Below are 21,965 nucleotides of genomic sequence, written 5' to 3'. Positions count from 1 at the left end.
GGCGGGCGGGGCGGACGGGGCGGGCGCGGACCCCGGACCGTGGGGCGGTGGTGCTCACGGCGCGCTCCGTCCGACGGTGCCGGACGGGTGCGCGGGCGGTATGCCGGACGCCGCGGCCGGGGCGGTGTCCGCGGTCACCGCGGGGTGCCAGCCGTGCCGGTCGAGCGCCCGTACCAGTGCCGCCACCATCCGGGGGTCGAACTGCGTCCCCGCGCACCGCGTCAGTTCCTCCAGGGCCGCGGGCACCGGGCGGGCCCTGCGGTAGGACCGGGTCGACGTCATGGCGTCGAACGCGTCGGCCACGGCCACCACCCGGGCGAACTCCGGGATCTGGGTGCCCGCCAGCCCGTACGGGTATCCGCTCCCGTCGAGCCGCTCGTGGTGGTGCAGGATCGCCGAGCGGGCCTCGCCGAGGAACCCGATCCCGCGGACCATCTCGTGCCCGTACTCGGGGTGCAGTTCGATGACCCGCCGCTCCTCGGGGGTCAGTGGTCCGTCCTTGCGGAGCAGCCGTGTGGGGACGCCGAGTTTGCCGACGTCGTGCAGGATCCCGGCGAACCTGAGCATCTCGACGCGCTCGTCGTGCATGCCCAGCTCGCGGGCGATCAGCACGGACGCCCGGCCGACCCGTTCACTGTGCCCCCGGGTGTAGCCGTCCTTGATGTCGACGGCCTGGACGAGGGCGCGGATGGTGGCCTGGTGGGCGGCCCGTTCGCGGTGGTACTGGGCGAAGACCCAGCAGGACACGTACATCGGCAGCAGGACGAGCAGCGCGGCGACGGGCCCGTACGGGCTGCGCCACAGCACCGCCATCATCAGCCCGGCGAGGCCGTGCACGGCGACCGGCGCCAGCGAGCGCGCGAAGAGACCGTGCCAGGCGCCGCGCACGGGAGCGCGCTCGGCGAGCGCGAGGATCCCGCCGTCGAGGACGGTGAGCACGGCGCAGAAGGCGAGCACCGCGGCTCCCGCGGGCACCAGCGCGTGGGGGAAGTCGGGCGTGACGAGCGTCTCCCGGCCGCCGCACGCCCCGTACGTCCGGGAGGCCGCCCAGACGGCGACGGCGAGCTGGGCCGCGCGCCAGATCCGGCGCGGGCCGCGCGGGCGCTGTTCGACCCGGGCGAGCAGCGCCCCGGGCAGCGCGACGAGGGCGGCGGCGGAGGGGGGCAGCAGGAAGGCGCCGGCCAGCAGGACGGGGAGGAAGGTGACCGTCCCCCGGGCACTGTCGCCGACGGCGCCCGGCCGGAGCGGCAGCGTGACGCGCTCGCAGCCCGCGTACAGCACGGCGAGCGGCGCGGCGATCCCCCAGGGGACGCGGAGATGGAGCACGGGAGCCAGGCAGGCGAGGGCCAGGAGAACGACACCGGCCACATACGCACGGGCCCACGCCGGAACCGCACCCATCCCCGAACCTCCCCCGTACCTCCCCCGATCCCAGGCTCGGAGCCTAGGCCGGGAGGAAGGGGACGGGGACGGGTATGTGCGAATCCACGGGCTCCGGGCCCGCGGATTAGCACGTTCGGGTGATAAACGGAGAACCTGGAGTCCGGCCCTCGCGGCGGAGGGCCGCCCGGGGGGGGTCAGGACTCCTGGGCGGTCGCGGTCACGTCGTGCTCGGGCACGGTCTGTCCGGAGCGGATCAGATCGATGCGGCCCATGACCTTGGCCCGCAGATCGGTGGGCACGTCGTCATGGCCGCAGCACCGCTTGACCAGCTTCTTGACGGCCTGTTCGAGGCCGTACTTCTCGAGACACGGGGAGCACTCTTCGAAGTGGACCTCGAACTTGGTGCAGTCCGCGTCCGGCATCTCATGATCGAGGAACTCGTAGAGATGATCGAGTACCTCACTGCAATCCGTCTCGTGCGGCTCTCCGCAGCTCATGAGCCCGAGCCTTTCGCTTCGTTCGACTCTCCGGCGCCGGCGGGGACCAGCCCGCGGTCACGGGCGTAGTCCTCCAGCATGCCGCGCAGTTGGCGACGGCCCCGGTGCAGCCGGGACATCACCGTACCGATGGGTGTCCCCATGATGTCCGCGATCTCCTTGTACGCAAAGCCCTCTACGTCCGCGAGATAGACGGCGATGCGGAATTCCTCGGGGATCGCCTGCAGCGCTTCCTTCACGTCGGAGTCGGGCAGGTGGTCCAGCGCCTGCGACTCGGCGGAACGGAGGCCGGTCGACATGTGCGACTCGGCGCGCGCCAGCTGCCAGTCCTCGATCTCCTCGGCCGCGCTGCGCTGGGGTTCGCGCTGCTTCTTGCGGTACGAGTTGATGAAGGTGTTGGTGAGAATGCGGTACAGCCACGCCTTGAGGTTCGTGCCCTCGCGGAACTGGTGGAACGACGCGTACGCCTTGGCGTACGTCTCCTGCACCAGGTCCTCGGCGTCGGCCGGGTTGCGCGTCATGCGCAGGGCGGCCGAATACATCTGGTCGAGGAATTCGAGCGCGTCCCGCTCGAAGCGCGCGGTGCGCTCGGCGGAGGTCTCCGCCGTCGCGTCGCTCGTGCCCCGGCCCTCGGGCTGCTCCGCCTGGCCGTTTTCGGTCCCTGCGTCGGTCCCAGTGACCGGACCCACCTCCTCCAGCGACGTAGCGAGACCGAGACCGGTCCCACTGGAATCGGAGGATAGACGAACATCATGTCCGCCCGCCGCCCGAATCGGGGCGTTCTTGCCCGCGTGCAGCACCGTCCAGTCCAGGTCAGCGCGGCTGCTGCGGCTCGGGCAGAAGGTCGAACCCATGCGGCGGACTTCCTCTCGTACGAACGGTGCAGCAACGATGCGTGCTGTCTGCTCGGCACAACAGAAGTCCGTCACTCTGCATTCCCGGCCGTCACCCGAGTGACGCGGCCCACCCCGTGACACCGTCCGTGACGATCTTCAGCGCCTCCTCCTCGCCGAGCGGAGCCCGCTTCGGGACGGCGAGGCCGTGATCTGCATGAGGCACTTCGATCAGCTCGTACGAGCCCGGCGGGAACTCCTCCGGTCTCCCGAACGGATCGTTGCCGCCCTGGACGACGAGCGTGGGCACCCCGGCGCCGAGCAGCTCGGCGGCGCGGGACCTCTCCGGCTTGCCCGGCGGGTGCAGGGGGAAGCTCAGGGCGAGTACCGCGGCGGCGCCCAGCTCCACCGCGGTCCGGCACGCGACACGGGCGCCCGCGCTGCGGCCGCCGGAGATCACGGGCAGCCCCTGCTCCGCCAGTGCCGGCCACACGCCCCGCCATCCCGTGTCCAGCGTCCTCGGCGCGGGCGCCACCTTCTTGCCCGCCACCCGCCAGGGCTGTTCCACGAGCGCCACGCTCACCCCGTGCGCGGGAAGCGTCCCGGCGAGCGCCCGCAGGTCCCGGGCCTCGATGCCGCCGCCCGCGCCGTGGCTCACGGCGAGGACGAGCCGCGCCTCCGCCGCCCGGTGCCAGGTGATCCGGGCCGTACCGGCGTCCGTCTCGATGGTCTCGCCGGTCCCGCTGGTCTCGCTGGTCTCGCTGGTCTCGCCGGTCCTGCTCGCGTCGTCGGTCCTCGTCATGTCAGAAGAGTGTGCCCTCCTCGGGCCCCTCCAGTTCCCTCAGCAGCTCCGCCCCGTTGTTGCGGACGTTGCTGACCGCGGTGGAGACGGGGTACGCGCGCATCAGTCCGGTGGGCGGCGGCGCGAGCAGGTCACGCACCTCGTCCGGATCCGTGCGGGACGGGTCGAGCCAGTCGTCCCAGCGGTCGGGGGTGAGCATCAGGGGCATCCGGGGGTGGATGTCGGCCAGCGAGCGCGGGCCCTCGGCGGGAGCCGCCGCGAGCGGGGCCGTCTCCGCCTCGGTCGTGATGACCGAGCAGGTCGCCCACCAGGCCAGCGGGTGCTCGTCCGGCAGCGTCCGGTCCCGCCAGAACTCGTACAGCCCCGCCATCGCGAAGACGGAGCCGTCCGCCGGGGTCACGAAGTAGGGCTGCTTGCGGGGCCGCTTCTTCTTCCCCTCGACCTCCAGGTCGCGTTCGGCGCCGGAGGTGACCCACTCGTAGTAGCCGTCGGCGGGGACGATGCAGCGCCGGGTGGCGAAGGCCCGGCGGTACGAGGGCTTCTCGTGCACCGTCTCGGCGCGCGCGTTGATCATCCGGGCGGCACCCTCGGGCGTCTTGGACCAGGACGGGACGAGCCCCCATTTGAGCCTGCGCAGCTGGCGAACCGGTCTCGGGCTGTCCGCGTCCTTCAGGGGGCGGTCGAGGACGACGTAGACCTCCTTGGTCGGGGCCACGTTGTAGTCGGGCGCCAGGGTTTCTTCCGCATCCCACTTCTCGACCTCAAAGGTTGCTGCGAGATCCTCGGCTCCACGACTGGCTGCATAGCGTCCGCACATACGTGCAACACTGCCAGATTCCGCGCCGCGAAAGGGAGCCACCACCGACAATGGACAGCACCGCATCCACCTCCCTGGCCTCGCTCGGCTCCCTGTGGGACGAGGTCTTCGGCACCCAGCCGGATCCCGACCTGTGGGTGGTGATCGCCACCATGGTCGCGGCCCTCGCGGTGATCCTCCCGCACGGCGTCTGGCGTGTCTCCCGCAACGCCATCACCATCGCGCACGAGGGCGGCCACGGACTGGTCGCCCTGCTCACCGGGCGCAGCCTCAGCGGCATCCGGCTGCACTCCGACACCAGCGGCCTCACGGTCAGCCGCGGCAAGCCGACCGGCCTCGGCATGATCCTGACGGCGGCGGCCGGCTACACCGCTCCCCCGCTGCTCGGCCTCGGCGGCGCGGCCCTGCTCGGCGCGGGCCACATCACCCTGCTGCTGTGGGTGGCCACGGCCCTGCTCATAGCCATGCTGGTGATGATCCGCAACGCGTACGGCGCGCTCACCGTGATCCTCACCGGCGGCACCTTCCTGCTGGTGTCCTGGCTCGCCGGACCCCAGGTGCAGGCCGCGTTCGCGTACGCCGTGGTGTGGTTCCTGCTCCTCGGCGGCGTCCGCCCGGCCTTCGAGCTCCAGGCGAAGCGGACGCGGGGCGGCGCGGGCGACTCCGACGCGGACCAGCTCTCGCGGCTCACCCACGTGCCGGCCGGACTGTGGCTGTTCCTCTTCCACGCCGTGTCGCTGTGCTCGCTGATGGGCGGCGGACGCTGGCTGCTGGGGCTGTGATCCGCGGACCCCTGTCCGACCCGCCCCGAGCTGCGACGCGACCCGCCCGGCGCACCCCCGGCACATGCCCCGTCCGGCCCTCCCGGGCGGGCGCCACCGGCCGTGACGGACCCGCGGCCGCCCGGCGCGCTGCCACTAAAGTGGGGCGCATGACCGTGAACCCCGCCCACACCGCCCTCTGGCCAGCCCCGCACGCAAGCGGAGCCGTCGACGCGACGGTTCACGTGCCGGGGTCCAAGTCGGTCACCAACCGCGCTCTCGTCCTGGCCGCGCTGGCCTCCGAGCCGGGCTGGCTGCGCCGCCCGCTGCGTTCCCGCGACACCCTGCTGATGGCCGGCGCGCTGCGCGCGATGGGCGTGGGCATCGAGGAGACGGTCGCCTCCAGTTCGACGGTCGCCGCGGGCCCGGACGCCTCCGGCGAGGCCTGGCGGATCATCCCCTCGGGCCTGCGCGGCCCGGCCACGGTCGACGTCGGCAACGCCGGCACCGTCATGCGCTTCCTGCCCCCCGTCGCGGCGCTCGCGGACGGCCCCGTCCGTTTCGACGGCGACCCGCGGTCGTACGAGCGTCCGCTGCACGGCGTGATCGACGCGCTGCGCGTGCTCGGCGCCCGGATCGACGACGACGCCCGCGGCGCGCTGCCGCTGACCGTGCACGGGAGCGGTGCCCTGGACGGCGGGACGGTGGAGATCGACGCCTCCTCGTCCTCCCAGTTCGTCTCCGCCCTGCTGCTCTCCGCCCCGCGCTTCAACCAGGGCGTCGAGGTCCGGCACACCGGCTCGACCCTCCCGTCCATGCCGCACATCCGGATGACCGTGGACATGCTGCGCGCGGTCGGCGCCCAGGTGGACACCCCGGAGTCGGGCGGCGAGCCGAACGTCTGGCGGGTGACCTCGGGCGCGCTGCTCGGCCGCGACCTGATCGTCGAGCCGGACCTGTCGAACGCCCAGCCGTTCCTGGCGGCGGCGCTGGTCACCGGCGGCACCGTCGTGATCCCCGACTGGCCGACCCGCACCACCCAGCCCGGTGACCGGCTGCGGGAGATCTTCACCGAGATGGGTGGTTCCTGCGAACTGACCGAGCGCGGGCTGGAGTTCACCGGTTCGGGTGCCATTCACGGTATCGACGTGGACCTGGGCGAGGTCGGTGAGCTGACCCCGGGCGTCGCGGCGGTCGCGGCGCTCGCCGACTCCCCCTCCACACTGCGGGGCGTGGCCCATCTGCGGCTGCACGAGACGGACCGGCTGGCCGCGCTCACCAAGGAGATCAACGAACTCGGCGGCGACGTCACCGAGACCGCCGACGGCCTGCACATCCGGCCGCGCCCGCTGCACGGCGGCGTCTTCCACACGTACGACGACCACCGCATGGCGACGGCCGGCGCGATCATCGGACTGGTGGTGGGAGGCGTGCAGATCGAGAACGTGGCGACGACGGCGAAGACCCTGCCCGACTTCCCCGAGCTGTGGGCCGGGATGCTCGGGAACTGACGGGCGGACCTGGATCATGCGCCGTTACGGCAAGCACACCGACGAGGACGACATCCGCCAGCGGCCGAACCGCAAGGGCAACCGTCCCCGCACGAACATCCGCCCCAAGCACGAGGAGGCCGTCGAGGGCATGGTCCTCACGGTCGACCGCGGCCGGCTGACCTGTCTGGTCGAGGACCGCGCCGTGGTGGCGATGAAGGCACGCGAACTGGGCCGCAAGGCCGCCGTCGTCGGCGACCGGGTGGCCATCGTCGGTGACCTGTCCGGCGAGAAGGACACCCTCGCCCGCATCGTCCGCATCGAGCCGCGCGGCTCGGTGCTGCGCCGCACGGCCGACGACGACGACCCGTACGAGCGGGTGGTCGTCGCCAACGCCGACCAGCTCGCCATCGTCACCGCCCTCGCGGACCCCGAGCCGCGCCCCCGGCTGATCGACCGCTGTCTGGTGGCGGCCTTCGACGGCGGTCTGAGTCCGCTCCTCGTGCTCACGAAGTCGGACCTGGCGCCGCCGGACAAGTTCCTGGAGCTGTACGGCGCGCTGGACATCCCCTACGTGGTGACCAGCCGCGAGGAGCTGCGCAGCGAGGCCGCCGCCGACCGGGTGCGCGCGCACCTGGACGGCAGGATCACGGCGTTCGTCGGTCACTCGGGCGTCGGCAAGACGACCTTGGTGAACGCGCTGGTGCCGCCCGAGCGGCGCCGCACGACCGGCCACGTCAACGCGGTCACGGGCCGCGGCCGGCACACGACCACCTCGGCGCTGGCGCTGCCCCTGGCGGGGGGCGGCGGAGGCTGGGTGATCGACACTCCCGGTGTCCGGTCCTTCGGCCTCAACCACGTCGATCCGTCCCGGGTCATCCACGCCTTCCCCGATCTCGAACCGGGCACGGAGGGCTGCCCCCGGGCGTGCAGTCACGACGAACCGGACTGCGCGCTCGACGAGTGGGTGGCCGAGGGCCACGCGGACCCGCAGCGGCTGTACTCGCTGCGCCGTCTGCTGGCCACGCGCGAACGCCGCGAGGGCGACTGACGTCCCCGGGTTTGCGCGGCCCCGCCGTCGGTAAGGGCTTCTCCGGGCCGGTGAATGCATAATCGCACCGAACCGGCCCGGACCAGCCGAGGGCCTGTCCGGCGGATCAGGTCGGAGGAGACCCACGGTGCCATACAGGCCAAGGTGAGCGGGGCTTGGTGCGGTCAGCTGCAAGGCGGAGGAGGGAGTCGACGCGGAGCGTCGGCGAGTGACGACAACGCCGCAGATGGGCGTGCCAAGCCCCGCGTCTCCGGCATGATCCGCTGGGCAGGCCCTAAGCAGTCGACGTGTGATGCGGGAGGACAAATCATGGCGTGGCTGCTGGTCGTCGTGGCGGGACTGCTCGAAACCGGCTTCGCCGTCTGTCTGAAGCTCTCGCACGGCTTCACCAGACTCTGGCCCACCGTCGCGTTCTGCGTCTTCGCCCTCGGCAGCTTCGGTCTGCTGACCCTCTCCCTGAAGAAGCTCGACGTCGGTCCGGCCTATGCGGTGTGGACCGGCATCGGCGCGGCCGGCACCGCCGTCTACGGCATGATCTTCCTCGACGACCTGGTCTCGGTCCTCAAGATCGTCTCGATCAGCCTGGTCATCATCGGCGTCATCGGGCTCCAGTTGTCGGGGTCGGCGCACTGAGGACGCCCCCGAGGGCCCGCCGCACCCCGGAACGCCCCCGGCTCCTCACACCCCGAGCCGGTGGGACGGCGCCAGCGCGGTCCTGACCAGCTCCGTGGTGATGCCCCGGGCGGGCGGCGCGACGACCCACGACAGTGCGAGCCGGACCACCAGTTCGCAGGCCCGTGCGGCCTCGGGGGTGTCCGCCCTGGACAGGGCGAGCGCGGCGACCGCGCGGTCGCGGACCAGCGCCACGAAGTCGGTGGGCGAGGGCAGCGGTCCGTCGGCCCGCCGCTGCGCGGGCACCGCGGACGACGAGGGGACGGCGGACAGCGCGGGCGAGGGCAGCCGCTCGCTCCAGCATCCGGTCAGCATCGCCCGCACCAGCGCGTTGCTGCGGGCCGCCGAGGTGGTCCACTCGGCGGCCGCGGCCAGCCGCTCCCGCGCGTCCGTGTGAGCCGCCAGGGCCCGGTCGACACCGGCCAGATAGGCGTCCGCCTCCCTGCGCACGAGGGCGCGGGCGAGCCCTTCCTTGCTCCCGAACTCGTTGTAGAGCGTCTGGCGCGACACCCCGGCCATGGCGGCCACGTCGACCATCCGCACCGCGGACCACGGCCGGCGCGCGAGTGCCGTATAGGCGGCGTCCAGAAGGGATTCTCGCGCTGCGGGCATCATCGCCTCCCTGGGGCGAGCGGCACTGGAGCCAGATTTGACGCGTGCGGGAGCACTGTCAAGGGTTCGCGGCGGCCCCGAGGGGCGCGCGTCCGAAGCCGCGCGACCGGTCCGGGCCCGGGCCGGCCACCGGACCGGGCATGAGCCGACCCCCGGACCGGACCCGGGCCCCGGAGCCGTGCTCGCCCGGACCGGGCGCGAGCCGCGGGTCCGCCCGCCCCGGGCCCCGTCCGCCATGGCCTTGCCCGGCACGGCACGGTCCGGCCCAGCGCGGCGCGGTCCGGCACGGCGCGGTCCGGCACGGTCCGACACGGCACGGCACGGCACGGCGATCACCCCCGGTCCTGTGTAGCCCCGTCCCGACGCGGGCAGATACGGTTCATCCATGCCCGACTACCGCGATGACCTGCGCCTCGCCCATGTCCTGGCGGACGCCGCCGACGCCGCGACGATGGACCGCTTCAAGGCGCTCGACCTGAAGGTCGAGACCAAGCCGGACATGACCCCGGTGAGCGAGGCGGACAAGGCCGCCGAGGAACTGATCCGCGGCCATCTCCAGCGGGCCAGGCCGCGCGACGCGGTCCTCGGCGAGGAGTACGGCATCGAGGGCACGGGCCCGCGCCGCTGGGTCGTGGACCCGATCGACGGCACCAAGAACTACGTCCGCGGCGTGCCCGTGTGGGCCACGCTGATCTCCCTGATGGAGGCGGGCGAGGGCGGCTACCAGCCGGTCGTCGGCGTCGTCTCCGCCCCCGCGCTGGGCCGTCGCTGGTGGGCGGCGAAGGGGCACGGCGCGTTCACCGGTCGCAGCCTGTCCTCCGCGACCCGGCTGCGGGTGTCCAGCGTCTCCCGGATGGGCGACGCGTCCTTCGCCTACTCCTCGCTGTCCGGCTGGGAGGACCAGGGCCGTCTGGACGGTTTCCTCGATCTCACGAAGGCGGTCTGGCGCACCCGCGGTTACGGCGACTTCTGGCCGTACATGATGGTCGCCGAGGGCTCGGTCGACATCTGCGCCGAACCCGAGCTGTCGCTCTGGGACATGGCGGCGAACGCGATCGTCGTGACCGAGGCGGGCGGCTCGTTCACCGGCCTCGACGGACGCCCCGGCCCGCACAGCGGCAACGCGGCCGCGTCGAACGGCCTTCTGCACGACGAGATGCTGGGGTATCTGAACCAGCGCTACTGAGTGGCGGGCGGCGGCCGTGATGTGACGGTGACTCACACCGCCGCCGCTCGGTGCCATGCTGCGGACATGCCCGGGGAATCGCTCGACGAGCGGGGCGCTCCGCCGCCCTCCGTACCGGCGCCGGCATCCGCCCGGCCCGCGCGAGAAGCCCGGTCGCCCGGTGTTCCGGTGGCCTGGCCGGCGGCCGGGATCGTGATCGGGGCGGGTGCCGTCGCACTGGCCTGGACCCTCTCCAGATCCGCGGGCGACCGGCCGTTCACCCTGGTGGGGGAGGTGCAGGTCGCGGGCGATCCCGGAGCCTCGGGGCCCTGCGCCGGCGACCACGAGTTCGGCGACCTCGACAAGGGCGCGCCGGTGACCGTCTTCGACTCGGCGGGCCGGGTCGTCGCGACCGGGTCGCTGGGAGGCGGCGCCTACGACGACTTCGCGAGGTGCGTGTTCCCGGTCGCCGTACGGGGAGTTCCGGACGGCTCGAAGTCGTACGCCGTGCGGATCGGCCGGCACGGAAGGACGGAGATCACGAACGAGGAGGCCCGGACCGGGAGTCTGATCGTGAAGCTCGGTCTGCACTGATCCGCGCACGGGCGCGTGATGCGCGTCGGCCCGGGGCATCGCGCGTCGGCGCGCCCCGCCGGACGGCCCTTCCGTCCGGCGGTACCGCCGGTACCCCTGAGCAGCCCCGCCGGGTCCGGGACTGCCGGGCAACCCCGGGCGCCCCCGAACTCGCGGCACACGCCCTCTTGTTGACCCTCCCTTTAACTGCGACCCTGAGAGCTCCCCCACTTGTGAACTTGTGAACCACTTCTCTTTGCGCTCCGTCGAGGAGCCGGGGAGCCTGCGGTTCACCGAGGAGGTGGCTCCAGCCCATGCTCGTCCGCGACGCCATGAGCACGGTGGTCCTCACCATCGGCCCGGCACACACCCTCCGACAGTCCGCCCGCCTGATGTCCGCGCGCCGCGTCGGTGCGGCGGTGGTCCACGACGAGGAATCCTCCGGCCTCGGCATCCTCACCGAGCGTGACATCCTCAACTCCCTCGCCCACGGCCAGAACCCGGACACGGAGACCGCCGGCGGCCACACCACCACCGACGTCGTCTTCGCGGCGCCCACCTGGACCCTGGAGGAGGCCGCGGCCGCGATGTCGCACGGCGGCTTCCGGCATCTGATCGTCCTCGACGGCAGCGGCCCGGTGGGCATCGTCTCGGTCCGCGACATCATCCGCTGCTGGGCTCCCGTCCGGCAGCAGGTACCGGCCTGACCGGACCCGCGGGTCCGGACCCGGCGTGAAGGCGGGCCCGAACCCCCGGGGCAGACCCGGGGTTCGGGCCCGCCACCGCTCCGTCGACCGGAAAGCACCGCGTCCCCGGCCGTGCCGGACCCGATCCCTCGATAGACATTGTCCAAATCAAGGACGACTCCAAAATCACACCTGTTCGGGATCTGGTTCACCTGCTGTTACGCTGATTCGTATGAGTGACCTGTTGGAACGACTGCGCGGACGTGGATGGCGGATGACCGCGCAGCGACGTGTCGTGGCCGAGGTCCTCGACGGCGACCACGTCCATCTGACGGCCGACGAGGTGCACGCCCGCGCCGTGGCCAAGCTGCCCGAGATCTCCCGGGCGACCGTCTACAACACGCTGGGTGAGCTGGTCTCGCTCGGCGAGGTGCTGGAAGTCGCCACGGACAAGCGCGCCAAGCGGTACGACCCGAACGCGCACCGCCCGCACCACCACCTGGTCTGCGCCCGGTGCGGCGCGATCCGCGACGTCCACCCGATCGGCAACCCGCTCAGCGACCTCCCCGACTCGGAGCGCTTCGGCTTCACCGTCTCGGACGTCGAGGTGACCTACCGGGGCGTCTGCCCGGACTGCGCGGCCATGGCGGCGTAGAAGGTCGCTCACACCCCTGTTCGCTGTTCGCTGCAGCGTTTCCGCGCCGGGACCGCAAACGCACCGAGGGCCGGAACCCTTTCGGATTCCGGCCCTCGGCCTTCAGTAGCGGGGACAGGATTTGAACCTGCGACCTCTGGGTTATGAGCCCAGCGAGCTACCGAGCTGCTCCACCCCGCGTCGATGAACTGAACAGTACGTCAAGGCCGTGGCCGACGCAAATCCATTGACCGGACGCTCCGGCGGCGGCCCCGGCGGGTCCCGGCGCACCGGCCGGGGCGGCTCCCCGGCCGGTGCGCCGGGACCCGCCCCTCCGCTCACGCGGACAGCTCCTCCCGCAGGGCGTCCCGCAGCCGCGCCGCCCGCTCGGAGACCTCCGCCGGCCCCAGCGACACGGCCCGGTCGGCCCACCGCTGCCCCTCCGCGAGCTCCCCGCGCCGCGCGTACACGAGCGCCAGCCGGAGCGCCGCCCGCCCGTGGCCCGCGTCGGCCGCGCGGGTCCACCACAGCGCCGCCTCCGGCTCGCTCCCCTCGCGGGCCAGCAGCAGCCCGAGGTTGAAGGCTCCGTTGCGCGACCCGGCCTCGGCGGCCTCGCGGTACCAGCGCGCCGCCTCCACCACGTCGCCCCGCGCCGCGGCCAGCATCCCGACCCGCACCTGCGCGCGCCGGTGCCCCTGGGACGCGGCCCGCTCGTACCACTCCTCGCACTCGCTCTTCTCCTGCGAGTGCTCCCCGAGCTCGTGCGCGGGCGCCGGGGGCCGCCGGGCGTCGAGCACGGTGGCGAGCCGGTAGGCGGCCTCGGCGCTGCCCCCTCCCGCGGCGCACCGCAGATGCCGCTCGGCGGCAGGCTCGTCGCCCTCCCGCAGCCGCGCGATGCCCACCTGGAGCGCCGCTTCGGTGTGTCCGGCGGCGGCCGCGCGCTCGTACCACCGCAGCGCGGCGGCGTCGTCGGCCTCGGTGGCGCGCCCGGCGTGCAGGATGCCGAGGTTGAACGCGGCGTCCACGCTCCCGGCCTCCGCGGCCTTGGAGAACCACGGCTCGGCTCCGGCCGCGTCGCCGACCTGGAGCAGCAGGATCGCCAGGGCGTTGGCGGCCTCGCGGTGACCGGCGTACGCGGCCCTGCGGTACCACTGTTCGGCCTGCGCGGTCCGCCCCTGCTCGGCGCAGAGCAGCGCGAGGTTGTACGCGCCGTTCACGTCGCCCGCGTCCATCGCGGCCCGGTACCACCGCTCGGCGGTCTGGGTCTCGCCCCGCTCGGCATGCAGGGCGCCCAGCGCGTTGGCGGCGTTCCCGTCCCCGTCCTGCGCGGCCCGCAGCCACCAGACGGCGGCGCTGTCGGGGTCCCCGGCGTCGCGCAGCAGGAACCCGAGGGCGCACGCGGCACGCGCCTCCCCGTCCTTGGCGGACGTCAGGTACCAGCGCCCGGCCTCCTTGAGGTCGCCGCGCTTCTCCAGGATCGCCCCGAGGTGCAGCGCGGCCCTGCGGTGCCCGCGCGCGGCGGCCTGCCGGTACCACTGCTCGGCGGCCTGCCCGGCGGCTCCGATGACACCGTTGTCGCCCACGGCCTCGCCCGAGTCCAGGGCTTTGCGGTCGAGCGTGCGCGCCAGCCGGTACGCGGCCTCGCGGTGTCCCCGCTCCGCGGCGGCCCGCATCCACTGCTCGGCACCCACGTCGCTACGATGCTCCAGCAGATCGGCGAGGGCGTACGCGCCCAGGGCGTGCCCCTGCTCGGCGGACTGGCGCAGCCAGTACTCGGCGGCGGGCTCGTCACCGCGCTCCCGGTGGTGCCGGCCGAGCGCGTGCGCGGCGGCCGCGCTGCCGGCCACGGCGGCGATCCGCCACCATCCGGCGGCCTCGTCGGCGTATCCGCGCTGGTAGAGGAGGACGCCCAGATTGTTGGCGGCGGCACGGTCACCGGCGGCGGTCGCCGCGCGCAACTGGGGTTCGGCCGCGTCGAGATCGCCGCGGCGCAGCAGCATGGCCCCGAGGACGCTCATCGCCTCGACGTCGCCGGCCTGCGCGGCCGACCACTGGCGTGCCTCCTCGGCGGCCTCGCCGGTTTCGTCCCGGTCGGAAGGCTGCGTGAGATCCGCAGGCTGCTCGAAGTCGGCAGACTGCGCAAACCGCCCTGTATCCAACAGAGTTGCCTTGTCCCCCATAACGTCCATCGTCGCACCACCCGCAACCTGGGTACACCTGGTATACCGCAGCCAGTGAGGTCACTTCAGCGTTTTGTCGACATGCCCACAGAGAGACAAGTCAAACACAGATCACCCAACTCCCCTCGCATGTCGCGGCACTTCGCGCGAGTGGCCAGGTCACCGGCTCTCTCCGGCGTGGCGTCACACACGTCGAAGGCCCGGATCCATGAACTGGATCCGGGCCTTCGACTTCAGTAGCGGGGACAGGATTTGAACCTGCGACCTCTGGGTTATGAGCCCAGCGAGCTACCGAGCTGCTCCACCCCGCGCCGTTGTTCCTCAACCGTATCACGGCGCGGGGAGCAGTCTTGATCAACTGCTTGCGGAGCTCTTTCAGCCGCTCGGGCTGCCGCTCGGAGTGGGACTGGGACTGCTTCCGGCCCCACCGCTCTTGCCGGAGCCCTTGCCGTCCGTTTTGTCCGCACCGGAGCCGCCGGCGGACTTGTCCGCCGCGGCCTGCGCGTCCTCGGCCCGCTTCAGCGCGTCCTCCAGGGCCTTCTGCGCCTCTCCGTACGCCTTCCAGTCACCCTTCTTGAGGGCTTCCTGTCCGTCGTCGAAGGCCTTCTGCGCGTCGTCGAGCGCGGCCTGGACCGTCGGGTTGCCCGACGTGGGCGGCTTCGGCTTCGTGGTGTCCTGGTCCGGCGGCTGGGTCGAACTCTCGGCCCCGAAGACCTTGTTGAGCGCCTGGCCGAGGGTGTCCTCGAAGGCGGTGCTGCCTCCGTAGGTGACCAGCACCTTGCGCAGCAGCGGGTACTTGAGATCGCCACCGCGGACGTAGACCGGCTCCACGTAGAGCAGTCCGCCGTCGAGCGGCACGGTCAGCAGGTTGCCGTACTCGACCTCCGAGTCGCCGCCTCTGAGGAGCCTGATGGACTCGGCGATGGACGGCTCGGAGTTGAACTGGCTCTGCACCCGCTTGGGTCCGTCGACCGTTCTGCCGGTCGGCAGCTTCAGGACGCTGATCTTGCCGTAACCGGGCGTCCCCGCCTCGGCGTTGACCGACACGAACGCGCTCAGGTTGTCCCGGCCGTTGGGCGTCATCGTCGTCGTCAGCGAGAACGCCTGCGACGACTGCCCCGGCAGCTTCATGCTCAGGTAGTACGGCGGCACCGCGCTGCCCGACTTGTTGGTCGGGTCGTCCGGGACCTGCCACACCTCGCTGCCGCTCAGGAACGTCTGGGCGTCCTTCACGTGGTAGCGGGTGAGCAGTTCGCGCTGGACCTTGAACAGGTCCTGCGGGTAGCGCAGATGGGCCATCAGCTCCGGCGAGATCGACTTCTCCGACTTCACCGTGCCCGGGAACGCCTTCATCCAGGTCTTCAGGACCGGGTCCTCGGTGTCCCACTGGTAGAGCTTGACGTCGCCGGTGTACGCGTCGACGGTCGCCTTCACCGAGTTGCGGATGTAGTTGACCTGGTTCTGCTGGGCCACCACCGCGCGCTGGTTGTTGGCGGCCGTCAGCGAGTCCGCCGTGGTGTCGCCGAGCGTGGTGCGCGAGGCGTACGGATAGCCGTTGGTGGTGGTGTACGCGTCGACGATCCACTGGATCTTCCCGTCGACGACCGCCGGGTAGGCGTCGCCGTCGATGGTCAGCCAGGGCGCCACCGCCTCGACCCGCTCCTTGGGCGTGCGGTTGTAGAGGATCCGCGAACCCTCACCGATCGCGCCCGAGTACAGGATCTGCGGCTCGCCGAACGCCACCGCGTACGCGGCCCGGTTGACCGGACTCGCGAGGCTGACGCCGCTCTTGCCCTTGTAGCTGGTGGTCTTCTCACCGTTGTCGTCGGAGTAGTCGATCTCCTTCTGGGGACCGCCGACGATCGAGTACTGGGTGGTCTTCTCGCCGTAGTAGACCTGCTGCTGGTACGAGCCGAGGTCGCCCTTGGACGGCAGGTTGTACTCGGTGAAGACCGGACGGCCCTCGCTGTCGGCCTCGGTGCCCTTGGCCGCGACGACGCCGTATCCGTGCGTGTACCGGAAGTGGTCGTTGATCCAGTTGTTCTTCGGGATGCCCGCGAGGTTCAGCTCGCGCAGACCGAGGACGGTGTCCTGCTCCTTGCCGTCCTTGCTGTACCGGTCGACGTCCAGGTTCGACGGGAAGCCGTAGTAGTTCCGCACCTGCTGGAGCTGCTGGAAGGTCGGCGACACGATGTTCGGGTCCATCAGGCGGATGCTCGCGACGGTGTCGGCGTCGTCGCGGAGCTCGGCCTTGTTCTCGGTGTCGCTCGCCCCCGGGTAGTCCTGCACGTCGGTGCCGGCGATCCCGTACGCCTCGCGGGTCGCCTTGAGGTTCTTCTCGACGTACGGCGCTTCCTTGGCCTGCTCGTTGGGCTCGACCTGGAACTTCTGGACTATCGCGGGGTACAGGCCGCCGATGAGGACCGCCGAGAGCACCATGAGGCCGAAGCCGATCACGGGCAGCTGCCAGGTGCGCCGCCACAGCGTCGCGAAGAAGAGCAGCGCGCAGATGACCGCGATGCAGAACAGGATCGTCTTGGCGGGCAGGTACGCGTTCGCGTCGACGTACCGCAGACCCGTCCAGTTGCCGGTCGCCTTGAAGTCGCTGGACTTCACCGCGAGCCCGTACCGGTCGAGCCAGTACGCGACCGCCTTCAGGGCGACGAAGACGCCGAGGAGCACCGAGAGGTGTCCGGTGGCCGCGGCCGTCGCGCGCGCTCCCGGGCTGGTGACGCGCAGACCGCCGTACAGGTAGTGCGTGAGCGCGGCGGCGATCAGGGAGAGCACGGCGGCGGCGAAGCCGAAGCCGAGCAGGAAGCGGTACCAGGGCAGGTCGAAGGCGTAGAACGAGACGTCGAGGTGGAACTGGGGGTCCTTCTGGTGGAAGGGGACCCCGTTCACCCACATCAGCCACGTGCGCCACTGGCCCGAGGCGGACGCGCCGGCGATCAGCCCCACCAGGGACGTGATCGCGAGCAGCAGCCAGCGCTTGTAGGGCGCGATGCCCATGCGGTACCGGTCGAGGCTCTGCTGCTCCATCGACATGGCGCTCAGCGGCGGGCGCAGCCGGTGCGCCAGCCAGATGTTGAAGCCCACCGCGGCCGCCATCAGCAGACCGAAGACGAAGAAGAGCCCGATCTTGGTCCACAGTGTGGTGGTGAAGACCGACGAGTAGTGGACCGAGCGGTACCAGAGCCAGTCCGTCCAGAACCCCGCGAACATGACGAAGGCCATGGCCAGCACGGCCAGCACGCCCAGTGTCATGAGCAGGGTCCGGATACGCCGGGACGGCCGGCCCACTCTGATCCGTGGCCCCGTCGGGCCTCCGCCGCGGTCCGGCATCTGGAAAGCCAAGGTGCGCACCTCGAAGTCGCTGTCGATTCCGTCCGGTCCCCATGTCGGTGGACCGTCAGTAAGGCTCCGTGATCGGGGAGCCTCATCTATGCAACTTACTCACGCTTTACTCGGTTCCCGATTCAGGTCACGAACGAGGCAGGATTGTGACCATGTCCAACACTCCCATGGCAGCGAGCCCCCTGACCCGGGCCGTACTCGAGATCGACGAGTACGCCTCCGGCCTCGGCTGGGACCAGCCCGCCCGCCTCTTCGCCCTCGTAGACACCGCGCGCCTGCGGGCCCAGGAACCCGGCCTCGCCGCTCAGCTCGGCCTGGAGCACGAGCAGGAGACCACCGGTCTCACCCCCGTCGAGCAGGAGGAGATCCCCGCCGGCAAGCCGCTGGACGAGTTCCTCGGCACCATCGCCTGGCCCGACGCCGTCGTCGGCTGCGCGCTCACCGTGGAGCGGCTGATGCTGCCGCCGTCCGCGGAGGCCTCCGTCCCCGGGGACCTGAGCGGCAAGAAGCTGACCCAGTGGGTGGCCTCGCACCCGGACCGCCAGGAGGTGCGGATGACGGTCGGCGTCCTGCGCGACGGCACCCGCGACTCGGCGGTGCGGCTGCGCGAGAAGGACGCGGCGACGGAGGTGCTCACGGGCGCGGGCCTGGTGCCGGGCCTCGCGGAGGCGCTGTCCGCGACGTTCGCGGACTGATCCGCGCACGGACGTGACCGGGGGCGCCCCGCTGTTCGCGGGGCGCCCCCGGTCACGGACGGGCGGTGTCCGTCAGTTCTTGACGGTGCACTCGGGCAGGTCGGAGGTGCGGCCCGCGCCGATGTCCTTGAGGGCCTTCATCGCGTCGTCGAGGGTGTCGACCTTGACGAGCCTGAGCCCGTCGGGGGTGTCCTTGGCGGCCTCGGCGCAGTTGTCCTTGGGGGTCAGGAAGTACTGGGCGCCCTTGTTGCGCGCGCCGACCGTCTTCATGTCGATGCCGCCGATCGGGCCGACCTTGCCGTTGTCGTCGATGGTGCCGGTGCCGGCCACGAACTTGCCTCCGGTGAGGTTCCCCGGAGTGAGCTTGTCCACGATGCCGAGCGAGAACATCAGACCCGCGCTCGGGCCGCCGACGTCGGCGAGCTTGATGTCGATGGTGAACGGGAACGTGTGGTCGATCCCGGCCGAGATCCCGACGATGGCGCGGCCGGTGCCGCTGTCGTCGGACTTGGCCGTGGTTATCGTCACGTCCTTGGTCGCGGTCGCCGTCGTGTGCTCCTTGGTGGCGGCGGCCTGCTCCTTGGCGGGCACGATCGTGAACACGGTCTTCTGACCCGGCTTGTGCTTGGTGACGAGCTTCGCGACGTCGTCGGGCGCCTTCACGGCCGTGCCGTCGACGGCCTTGATGACGTCACCGGCGTGCAGCCGCCCCTCGGACGGGGAACCCTTGACGACGGTGGAGACGATCACCCAGGACTTCACGGGGATGCCCAGCTCCTTCAGGGCGGACACCTTGGCGCTCTCCTGGGACTGGCTGAACTCCTCGGCGTTCTCCTGTGTCGACTGCTGCTCGGTCTTGCCGTCCGGGTAGAGCGTGTCGTGCGGCACGATCTTGCTGTCGTGCGCCAGCCACCCGTACACGGCCTCGACGAGGTTCATGTTGTAGTCGGCGCTCGTGACCCGGACCGTGGTCATGTTCAGATGTCCGGTCGTCGGGTAGGTCTTGCGGCCCGAGATCTGCAGCACCGGCTCACCGTCGTGGTCACCCAGCGTGTTCACCGTGGGACCCGGCGACATCTCCGAGTACGGCACTTTGATGAACACTCCCGCGCACAGGAGCGCGATCAGGATCAGAGTGGAGGCGAGCATCGTCGCGGTGCGGCGTGGCATGGAACGACAGTACGGGACGGTGGTGTAAGCGCACCGTCGGGGCCGTCCGTACGTGAGGGGCCGGAATCCCTCCCGTAAGGCGCGAATGCCGTGTTCCGGGCGGCGGACCGAGGCGTTCCCAGGCGTTCCGCACGCGCCCGGCCGACCGGGACGCCCGCCGGGACCCGTCGAACGTCCGGACGCGTCGGTGACAGGGGCGGACCGCGAACCTCAGAACGCGTCGGAGTGGGTCTTCTCCCGGACGCCGGTCCGCTCCATGGCCTCACGGAAACGCGTGTATCCGGCGAGCTCGACGCCGTCTCCCGCGGCCTTGCGATTCCGGCCGGCCCAACTGCCCCACAGGCTGGCACCGATCGCCGCCATCAACGGAATCAGCAACCAGGCGAGCGCCGCCATGCCGACCTCCCAACCCCATGAGCGACCGCAACTGACTGATCAGCAGATTTAACATCCGCACTGTTCAGCAGATTAACCATCCGCACTGTCAACGCTCACGGCAGGGCCCTGGTTACGCAACCGGACGACGGTGAGAAGTCGGGCGGCTCCGGTGGGTGTCCGGCGCCGGACGGTCCCGCGGGTCTCAGCAGGCGCCGACCCATTCCTCCGTGCCGTCGGAGAACCTCTGGTGCTTCCAGATCGGCACCTCGTGCTTGAGGTCGTCGATGAGCTTGCGGCAGGCCTCGAAGGCCTCGCTCCGGTGCGGGCACGACACGGCGACGATCACGGCCAGGTCCCCGACGCGCAGGTCGCCCACCCGGTGGACGGCGGCCAGCGCCCGTACCGGATAGGCGGCGGCCACCTTCTCCGCGACGCGGCGCATCTCCGCCTCGGCGCTGGGATGGGACGAGTACCCGAGCTCGTCGACGTCGGCACCCGCGTCGTGGTTGCGCACGGTCCCCACGAACAACGCGGTCCCCCCGGCGGCGTCGTCCCCCACCGCCTTGAAGACCTCGTCCAGGGAGAGCGGTTCGTCGCGGATCGCGAGCAGCCGGACCGGATCCTGAGCGGCCCGCTCACCGGGGTGGTCATAGGTAGGTGCCATGCACCCATCGTGCCCCACCCCGTCGGCCCCGTGGAACACGGCTCCCACCCGGTACGCGCGCGTACCGCCCGGAACCCTCTCCGGACCACCCGGGCGTGCCGTCGGGCCAGGACCCGGGGCCGTCGGTCCATGGGGCCGGGAGGACCGCGCCCACGGAGCGGACCGGTTCCGCCCGGCTCGACACGCCCGACGCCACGCGGTACGGCACGCCCGACGCCACGCGGTACGGCACGCCCGGCACGGCCCGGTACGGCGCTCCCGGCACGGCGCGGCAAAGGAGGACCGGCGCCGCCTCGCCACCGTTCGTCCCGGCACCGCGCCGGCACGGCCCCGGTGTCAGAACCTGCGCCGGGCCTTCCGGGCCCGGCGGACCACCGCCGCCGCGCCCAGCAGCGCCACCGTCGCGCCCGCCGCGCCCGCCGCGGTCGCGTCCTTGCGGCCCAGCCGCCGACCGGCCACCGTGTGCCGCCCCGCGACCTCCTCCAGCAGCTCCGCCAGGACCTCTTCGTTGGTCCAGCGCGGGCGCCACCCGGCGTCGTGCAGCCTGCTCCCGCTCACCACCCAGGGGTACATCGTGTAGGCGAGGTCCCCGGCGGGCGACGGGGTGAGCCCGATCCGGTGAAGCCGGGCGGCGGCGCCCAGCGCGACCGCGGACGGCAGCTCCATCCGCCGGATCCCGCTCAGCTCCTCCACCTGCTCCTGCTCCAGCCACCCGTCGCACCCGACGGCCAGCTCGCCCTCGACCTTCTCGACGACCGCGTACTCCAGCGCGGCGCACAGGTCCTCGACGTGGCAGAACTGCCAGGCGGGCGTCGACCCGGTCACCACCAGCAGCCGGGGAGACTCGAAATACCTGGTCAGCGCGGTGTCCGTACCGCCGCCGACGAGCACCGCGGGCCGTACGACGGTCACGTTCAGCCCCGGGTGCGCCCGCGGCGCGCGGCGCGCGAGCCGCTCGATCTCCAGGAGGTCGCCGACGCCCGTCGCCTCGGCCGTCGCCCGCAGTTCGGCGTCCTCGGACAGGGGCAGCTCGTTGTCGGGAAGCGCTCCGTAGACCATCGCCGACGTGCACAGCACGACCCGGTGGACCCCGGCCGCCGCGGCGGCGGTGAGCACGGTCTGCGTCCCCCGGACGTTGTAGGCGGTCCGGGCCGCCGCGTCCGTCTCCAGATCGAGGTCGAGCGCCAGATGGACCACGACGTCCGCTCCGCGCAGCTTCTCGGCGATCGCCGGGTCCCGGACGTCCAGGATGTGCCACTGCGCGTCGGCGCACTCGCCGCGCCGCTCGTCGATGGCGACGACCTGCCTGATCTCCTCGCTGGCGGCCAGCCGCTCGGTGAGCAGCGCCCCCACCCCGGCCGCGGCGCCGGTGACCGCGACGACGGGGCCGCGCGAGGCTGGGCTGGTTGAGTGGTTTCGCGCTGCGCGAACCTGCGGATCTGGGGAACTCACCGGGCGTCTCCAGCGGTTGTCTTCAGTAATGGGCGCGTGTGACGCGCCCCTACCAGGTGGCATCCATCCTGCCGCAGGCGACGAGTCGGCGAAGCA

The 21,965-nt window shown here is 71.9% G+C and carries 21 protein-coding genes and 2 tRNA genes; 9 read left to right on the top strand and 14 right to left on the bottom strand.

Features of this window, described 5'->3' with window-relative positions; translation table 11 throughout:
- Nucleotides 1–54 precede the first annotated feature (54 nt).
- The 5 genes from ACICHK_RS26390 to ACICHK_RS26370 form a co-directional block, all read right to left on the bottom strand.
- Nucleotides 55–1,401, bottom strand: coding sequence for an HD-GYP domain-containing protein (locus ACICHK_RS26390; protein WP_406838817.1), 1,347 nt, complete (start codon nucleotides 1,399–1,401; stop codon nucleotides 55–57).
- 176 nt (nucleotides 1,402–1,577) lie between these two features.
- Nucleotides 1,578–1,880: a mycothiol system anti-sigma-R factor gene (gene rsrA / locus ACICHK_RS26385; RefSeq protein ID WP_103548068.1), complete on the bottom strand. Its 303-nt coding sequence runs from the start codon at nucleotides 1,878–1,880 to the stop codon at nucleotides 1,578–1,580.
- Nucleotides 1,877–2,569 carry an RNA polymerase sigma factor SigR gene (gene sigR, locus ACICHK_RS26380; protein ID WP_192582671.1) on the bottom strand — a complete coding sequence of 231 codons (693 nt, stop codon included), beginning with the start codon at nucleotides 2,567–2,569 and terminating at the stop codon, nucleotides 1,877–1,879. Before sigR ends, rsrA begins: the two co-directional genes overlap by 4 nt.
- A gap of 256 nt (nucleotides 2,570–2,825) precedes the next feature.
- Nucleotides 2,826–3,515: an alpha/beta family hydrolase gene (locus ACICHK_RS26375; RefSeq protein WP_406838816.1), complete on the bottom strand. Its 690-nt coding sequence runs from the start codon at nucleotides 3,513–3,515 to the stop codon at nucleotides 2,826–2,828.
- A 1-nt stretch (nucleotide 3,516) separates the two neighbouring features.
- Entirely contained in the window at nucleotides 3,517–4,332 is an 816-nt protein-coding gene (locus tag ACICHK_RS26370) for an SOS response-associated peptidase (RefSeq protein WP_406838815.1), read from the bottom strand.
- 50 nt (nucleotides 4,333–4,382) lie between these two features.
- Between ACICHK_RS26370 and ACICHK_RS26365 the strand changes: the two genes are divergently transcribed.
- From ACICHK_RS26365 to ACICHK_RS26350, 4 genes are all read left to right on the top strand, one after another.
- A complete protein-coding gene (locus ACICHK_RS26365; RefSeq protein ID WP_151472821.1) occupies nucleotides 4,383–5,114 on the top strand; it encodes a M50 family metallopeptidase in 732 nt (243 codons plus the stop codon).
- Between the two features lie 149 nt (nucleotides 5,115–5,263).
- Nucleotides 5,264–6,604, top strand: coding sequence for a 3-phosphoshikimate 1-carboxyvinyltransferase (aroA, locus tag ACICHK_RS26360; protein WP_406838814.1), 1,341 nt, complete (start codon nucleotides 5,264–5,266; stop codon nucleotides 6,602–6,604).
- A 16-nt stretch (nucleotides 6,605–6,620) separates the two neighbouring features.
- Nucleotides 6,621–7,634: a ribosome small subunit-dependent GTPase A gene (gene rsgA / locus ACICHK_RS26355; RefSeq protein ID WP_151472819.1), complete on the top strand. Its 1,014-nt coding sequence runs from the start codon at nucleotides 6,621–6,623 to the stop codon at nucleotides 7,632–7,634.
- 309 nt (nucleotides 7,635–7,943) lie between these two features.
- Nucleotides 7,944–8,267 carry a multidrug efflux SMR transporter gene (locus ACICHK_RS26350; RefSeq protein WP_103548063.1) on the top strand — a complete coding sequence of 108 codons (324 nt, stop codon included), beginning with the start codon at nucleotides 7,944–7,946 and terminating at the stop codon, nucleotides 8,265–8,267.
- 45 nt (nucleotides 8,268–8,312) lie between these two features.
- On the opposite strand, the gene ACICHK_RS26345 is transcribed toward ACICHK_RS26350, so the two are convergent.
- Nucleotides 8,313–8,921, bottom strand: coding sequence for a TetR/AcrR family transcriptional regulator (locus ACICHK_RS26345; RefSeq protein WP_151472817.1), 609 nt, complete (start codon nucleotides 8,919–8,921; stop codon nucleotides 8,313–8,315).
- Nucleotides 8,922–9,303: 382 nt separating this feature from the next.
- Here ACICHK_RS26345 and hisN point away from each other — a divergent pair, with 382 nt between their 5' ends.
- The 4 genes from hisN to ACICHK_RS26325 all read left to right on the top strand — a co-directional run bounded on the left by hisN (nucleotide 9,304) and on the right by ACICHK_RS26325 (nucleotide 11,997).
- A complete protein-coding gene (hisN, locus tag ACICHK_RS26340) occupies nucleotides 9,304–10,104 on the top strand; it encodes a histidinol-phosphatase (protein WP_151472816.1) in 801 nt (266 codons plus the stop codon).
- Between the two features lie 66 nt (nucleotides 10,105–10,170).
- Nucleotides 10,171–10,677 carry a hypothetical protein gene (locus ACICHK_RS26335; protein WP_406838813.1) on the top strand — a complete coding sequence of 169 codons (507 nt, stop codon included), beginning with the start codon at nucleotides 10,171–10,173 and terminating at the stop codon, nucleotides 10,675–10,677.
- Between the two features lie 293 nt (nucleotides 10,678–10,970).
- Nucleotides 10,971–11,363: a cyclic nucleotide-binding/CBS domain-containing protein gene (locus ACICHK_RS26330; RefSeq protein WP_406838812.1), complete on the top strand. Its 393-nt coding sequence runs from the start codon at nucleotides 10,971–10,973 to the stop codon at nucleotides 11,361–11,363.
- 211 nt (nucleotides 11,364–11,574) lie between these two features.
- Nucleotides 11,575–11,997 (top strand): Fur family transcriptional regulator, encoded by a 423-nt coding sequence (locus tag ACICHK_RS26325; RefSeq protein ID WP_406838811.1) that lies wholly within the window; start codon nucleotides 11,575–11,577, stop codon nucleotides 11,995–11,997.
- A gap of 106 nt (nucleotides 11,998–12,103) precedes the next feature.
- Here the strand turns inward: ACICHK_RS26325 and ACICHK_RS26320 are convergent.
- From ACICHK_RS26320 to ACICHK_RS26305, 4 genes are all read right to left on the bottom strand, one after another.
- Nucleotides 12,104–12,177 (bottom strand) — tRNA-Met (locus ACICHK_RS26320).
- A gap of 137 nt (nucleotides 12,178–12,314) precedes the next feature.
- On the bottom strand, nucleotides 12,315–14,165 hold the full coding sequence (locus ACICHK_RS26315) for a sel1 repeat family protein (RefSeq protein WP_406838810.1): 1,851 nt from the start codon (nucleotides 14,163–14,165) through the stop codon (nucleotides 12,315–12,317).
- Nucleotides 14,166–14,393: 228 nt separating this feature from the next.
- Nucleotides 14,394–14,467: transfer RNA gene (locus ACICHK_RS26310), tRNA-Met, on the bottom strand.
- Nucleotides 14,468–14,531: 64 nt separating this feature from the next.
- Nucleotides 14,532–17,498, bottom strand: a complete 2,967-nt coding sequence (locus tag ACICHK_RS26305; protein WP_406841326.1) for a UPF0182 family protein — start codon at nucleotides 17,496–17,498, stop codon at nucleotides 14,532–14,534.
- A gap of 164 nt (nucleotides 17,499–17,662) precedes the next feature.
- On the opposite strand from ACICHK_RS26305, the gene ACICHK_RS26300 reads away from it, so the two are divergent.
- Nucleotides 17,663–18,205: a PPA1309 family protein gene (locus tag ACICHK_RS26300; RefSeq protein ID WP_406838809.1), complete on the top strand. Its 543-nt coding sequence runs from the start codon at nucleotides 17,663–17,665 to the stop codon at nucleotides 18,203–18,205.
- Between the two features lie 72 nt (nucleotides 18,206–18,277).
- Here ACICHK_RS26300 and ACICHK_RS26295 read toward each other — a convergent pair whose 3' ends face one another.
- The 4 genes from ACICHK_RS26295 to ACICHK_RS26280 all read right to left on the bottom strand — a co-directional run bounded on the left by ACICHK_RS26295 (nucleotide 18,278) and on the right by ACICHK_RS26280 (nucleotide 21,869).
- Nucleotides 18,278–19,375 carry a PDZ domain-containing protein gene (locus tag ACICHK_RS26295; protein ID WP_406838808.1) on the bottom strand — a complete coding sequence of 366 codons (1,098 nt, stop codon included), beginning with the start codon at nucleotides 19,373–19,375 and terminating at the stop codon, nucleotides 18,278–18,280.
- 210 nt (nucleotides 19,376–19,585) lie between these two features.
- A complete protein-coding gene (locus tag ACICHK_RS26290) occupies nucleotides 19,586–19,771 on the bottom strand; it encodes a hypothetical protein (protein ID WP_151472809.1) in 186 nt (61 codons plus the stop codon).
- A gap of 184 nt (nucleotides 19,772–19,955) precedes the next feature.
- Complete coding sequence (locus ACICHK_RS26285; RefSeq protein WP_151472808.1) at nucleotides 19,956–20,417, bottom strand: molybdenum cofactor biosynthesis protein MoaE; 462 nt, start codon at nucleotides 20,415–20,417, stop codon at nucleotides 19,956–19,958.
- A 336-nt stretch (nucleotides 20,418–20,753) separates the two neighbouring features.
- Nucleotides 20,754–21,869, bottom strand: coding sequence for an SDR family oxidoreductase (locus ACICHK_RS26280; RefSeq protein ID WP_151472807.1), 1,116 nt, complete (start codon nucleotides 21,867–21,869; stop codon nucleotides 20,754–20,756).
- Between the last annotated feature and the right edge of the window lie 96 nt (nucleotides 21,870–21,965).

Source organism: Streptomyces sp. AHU1 (assembly GCF_045343905.1).
Classification (GTDB): domain Bacteria; phylum Actinomycetota; class Actinomycetes; order Streptomycetales; family Streptomycetaceae; genus Streptomyces; species Streptomyces triticiradicis.
The sequence above is the reverse complement of the archived record's forward strand: the minus strand, read 5'-3'. Positions and strand labels throughout refer to the sequence as shown.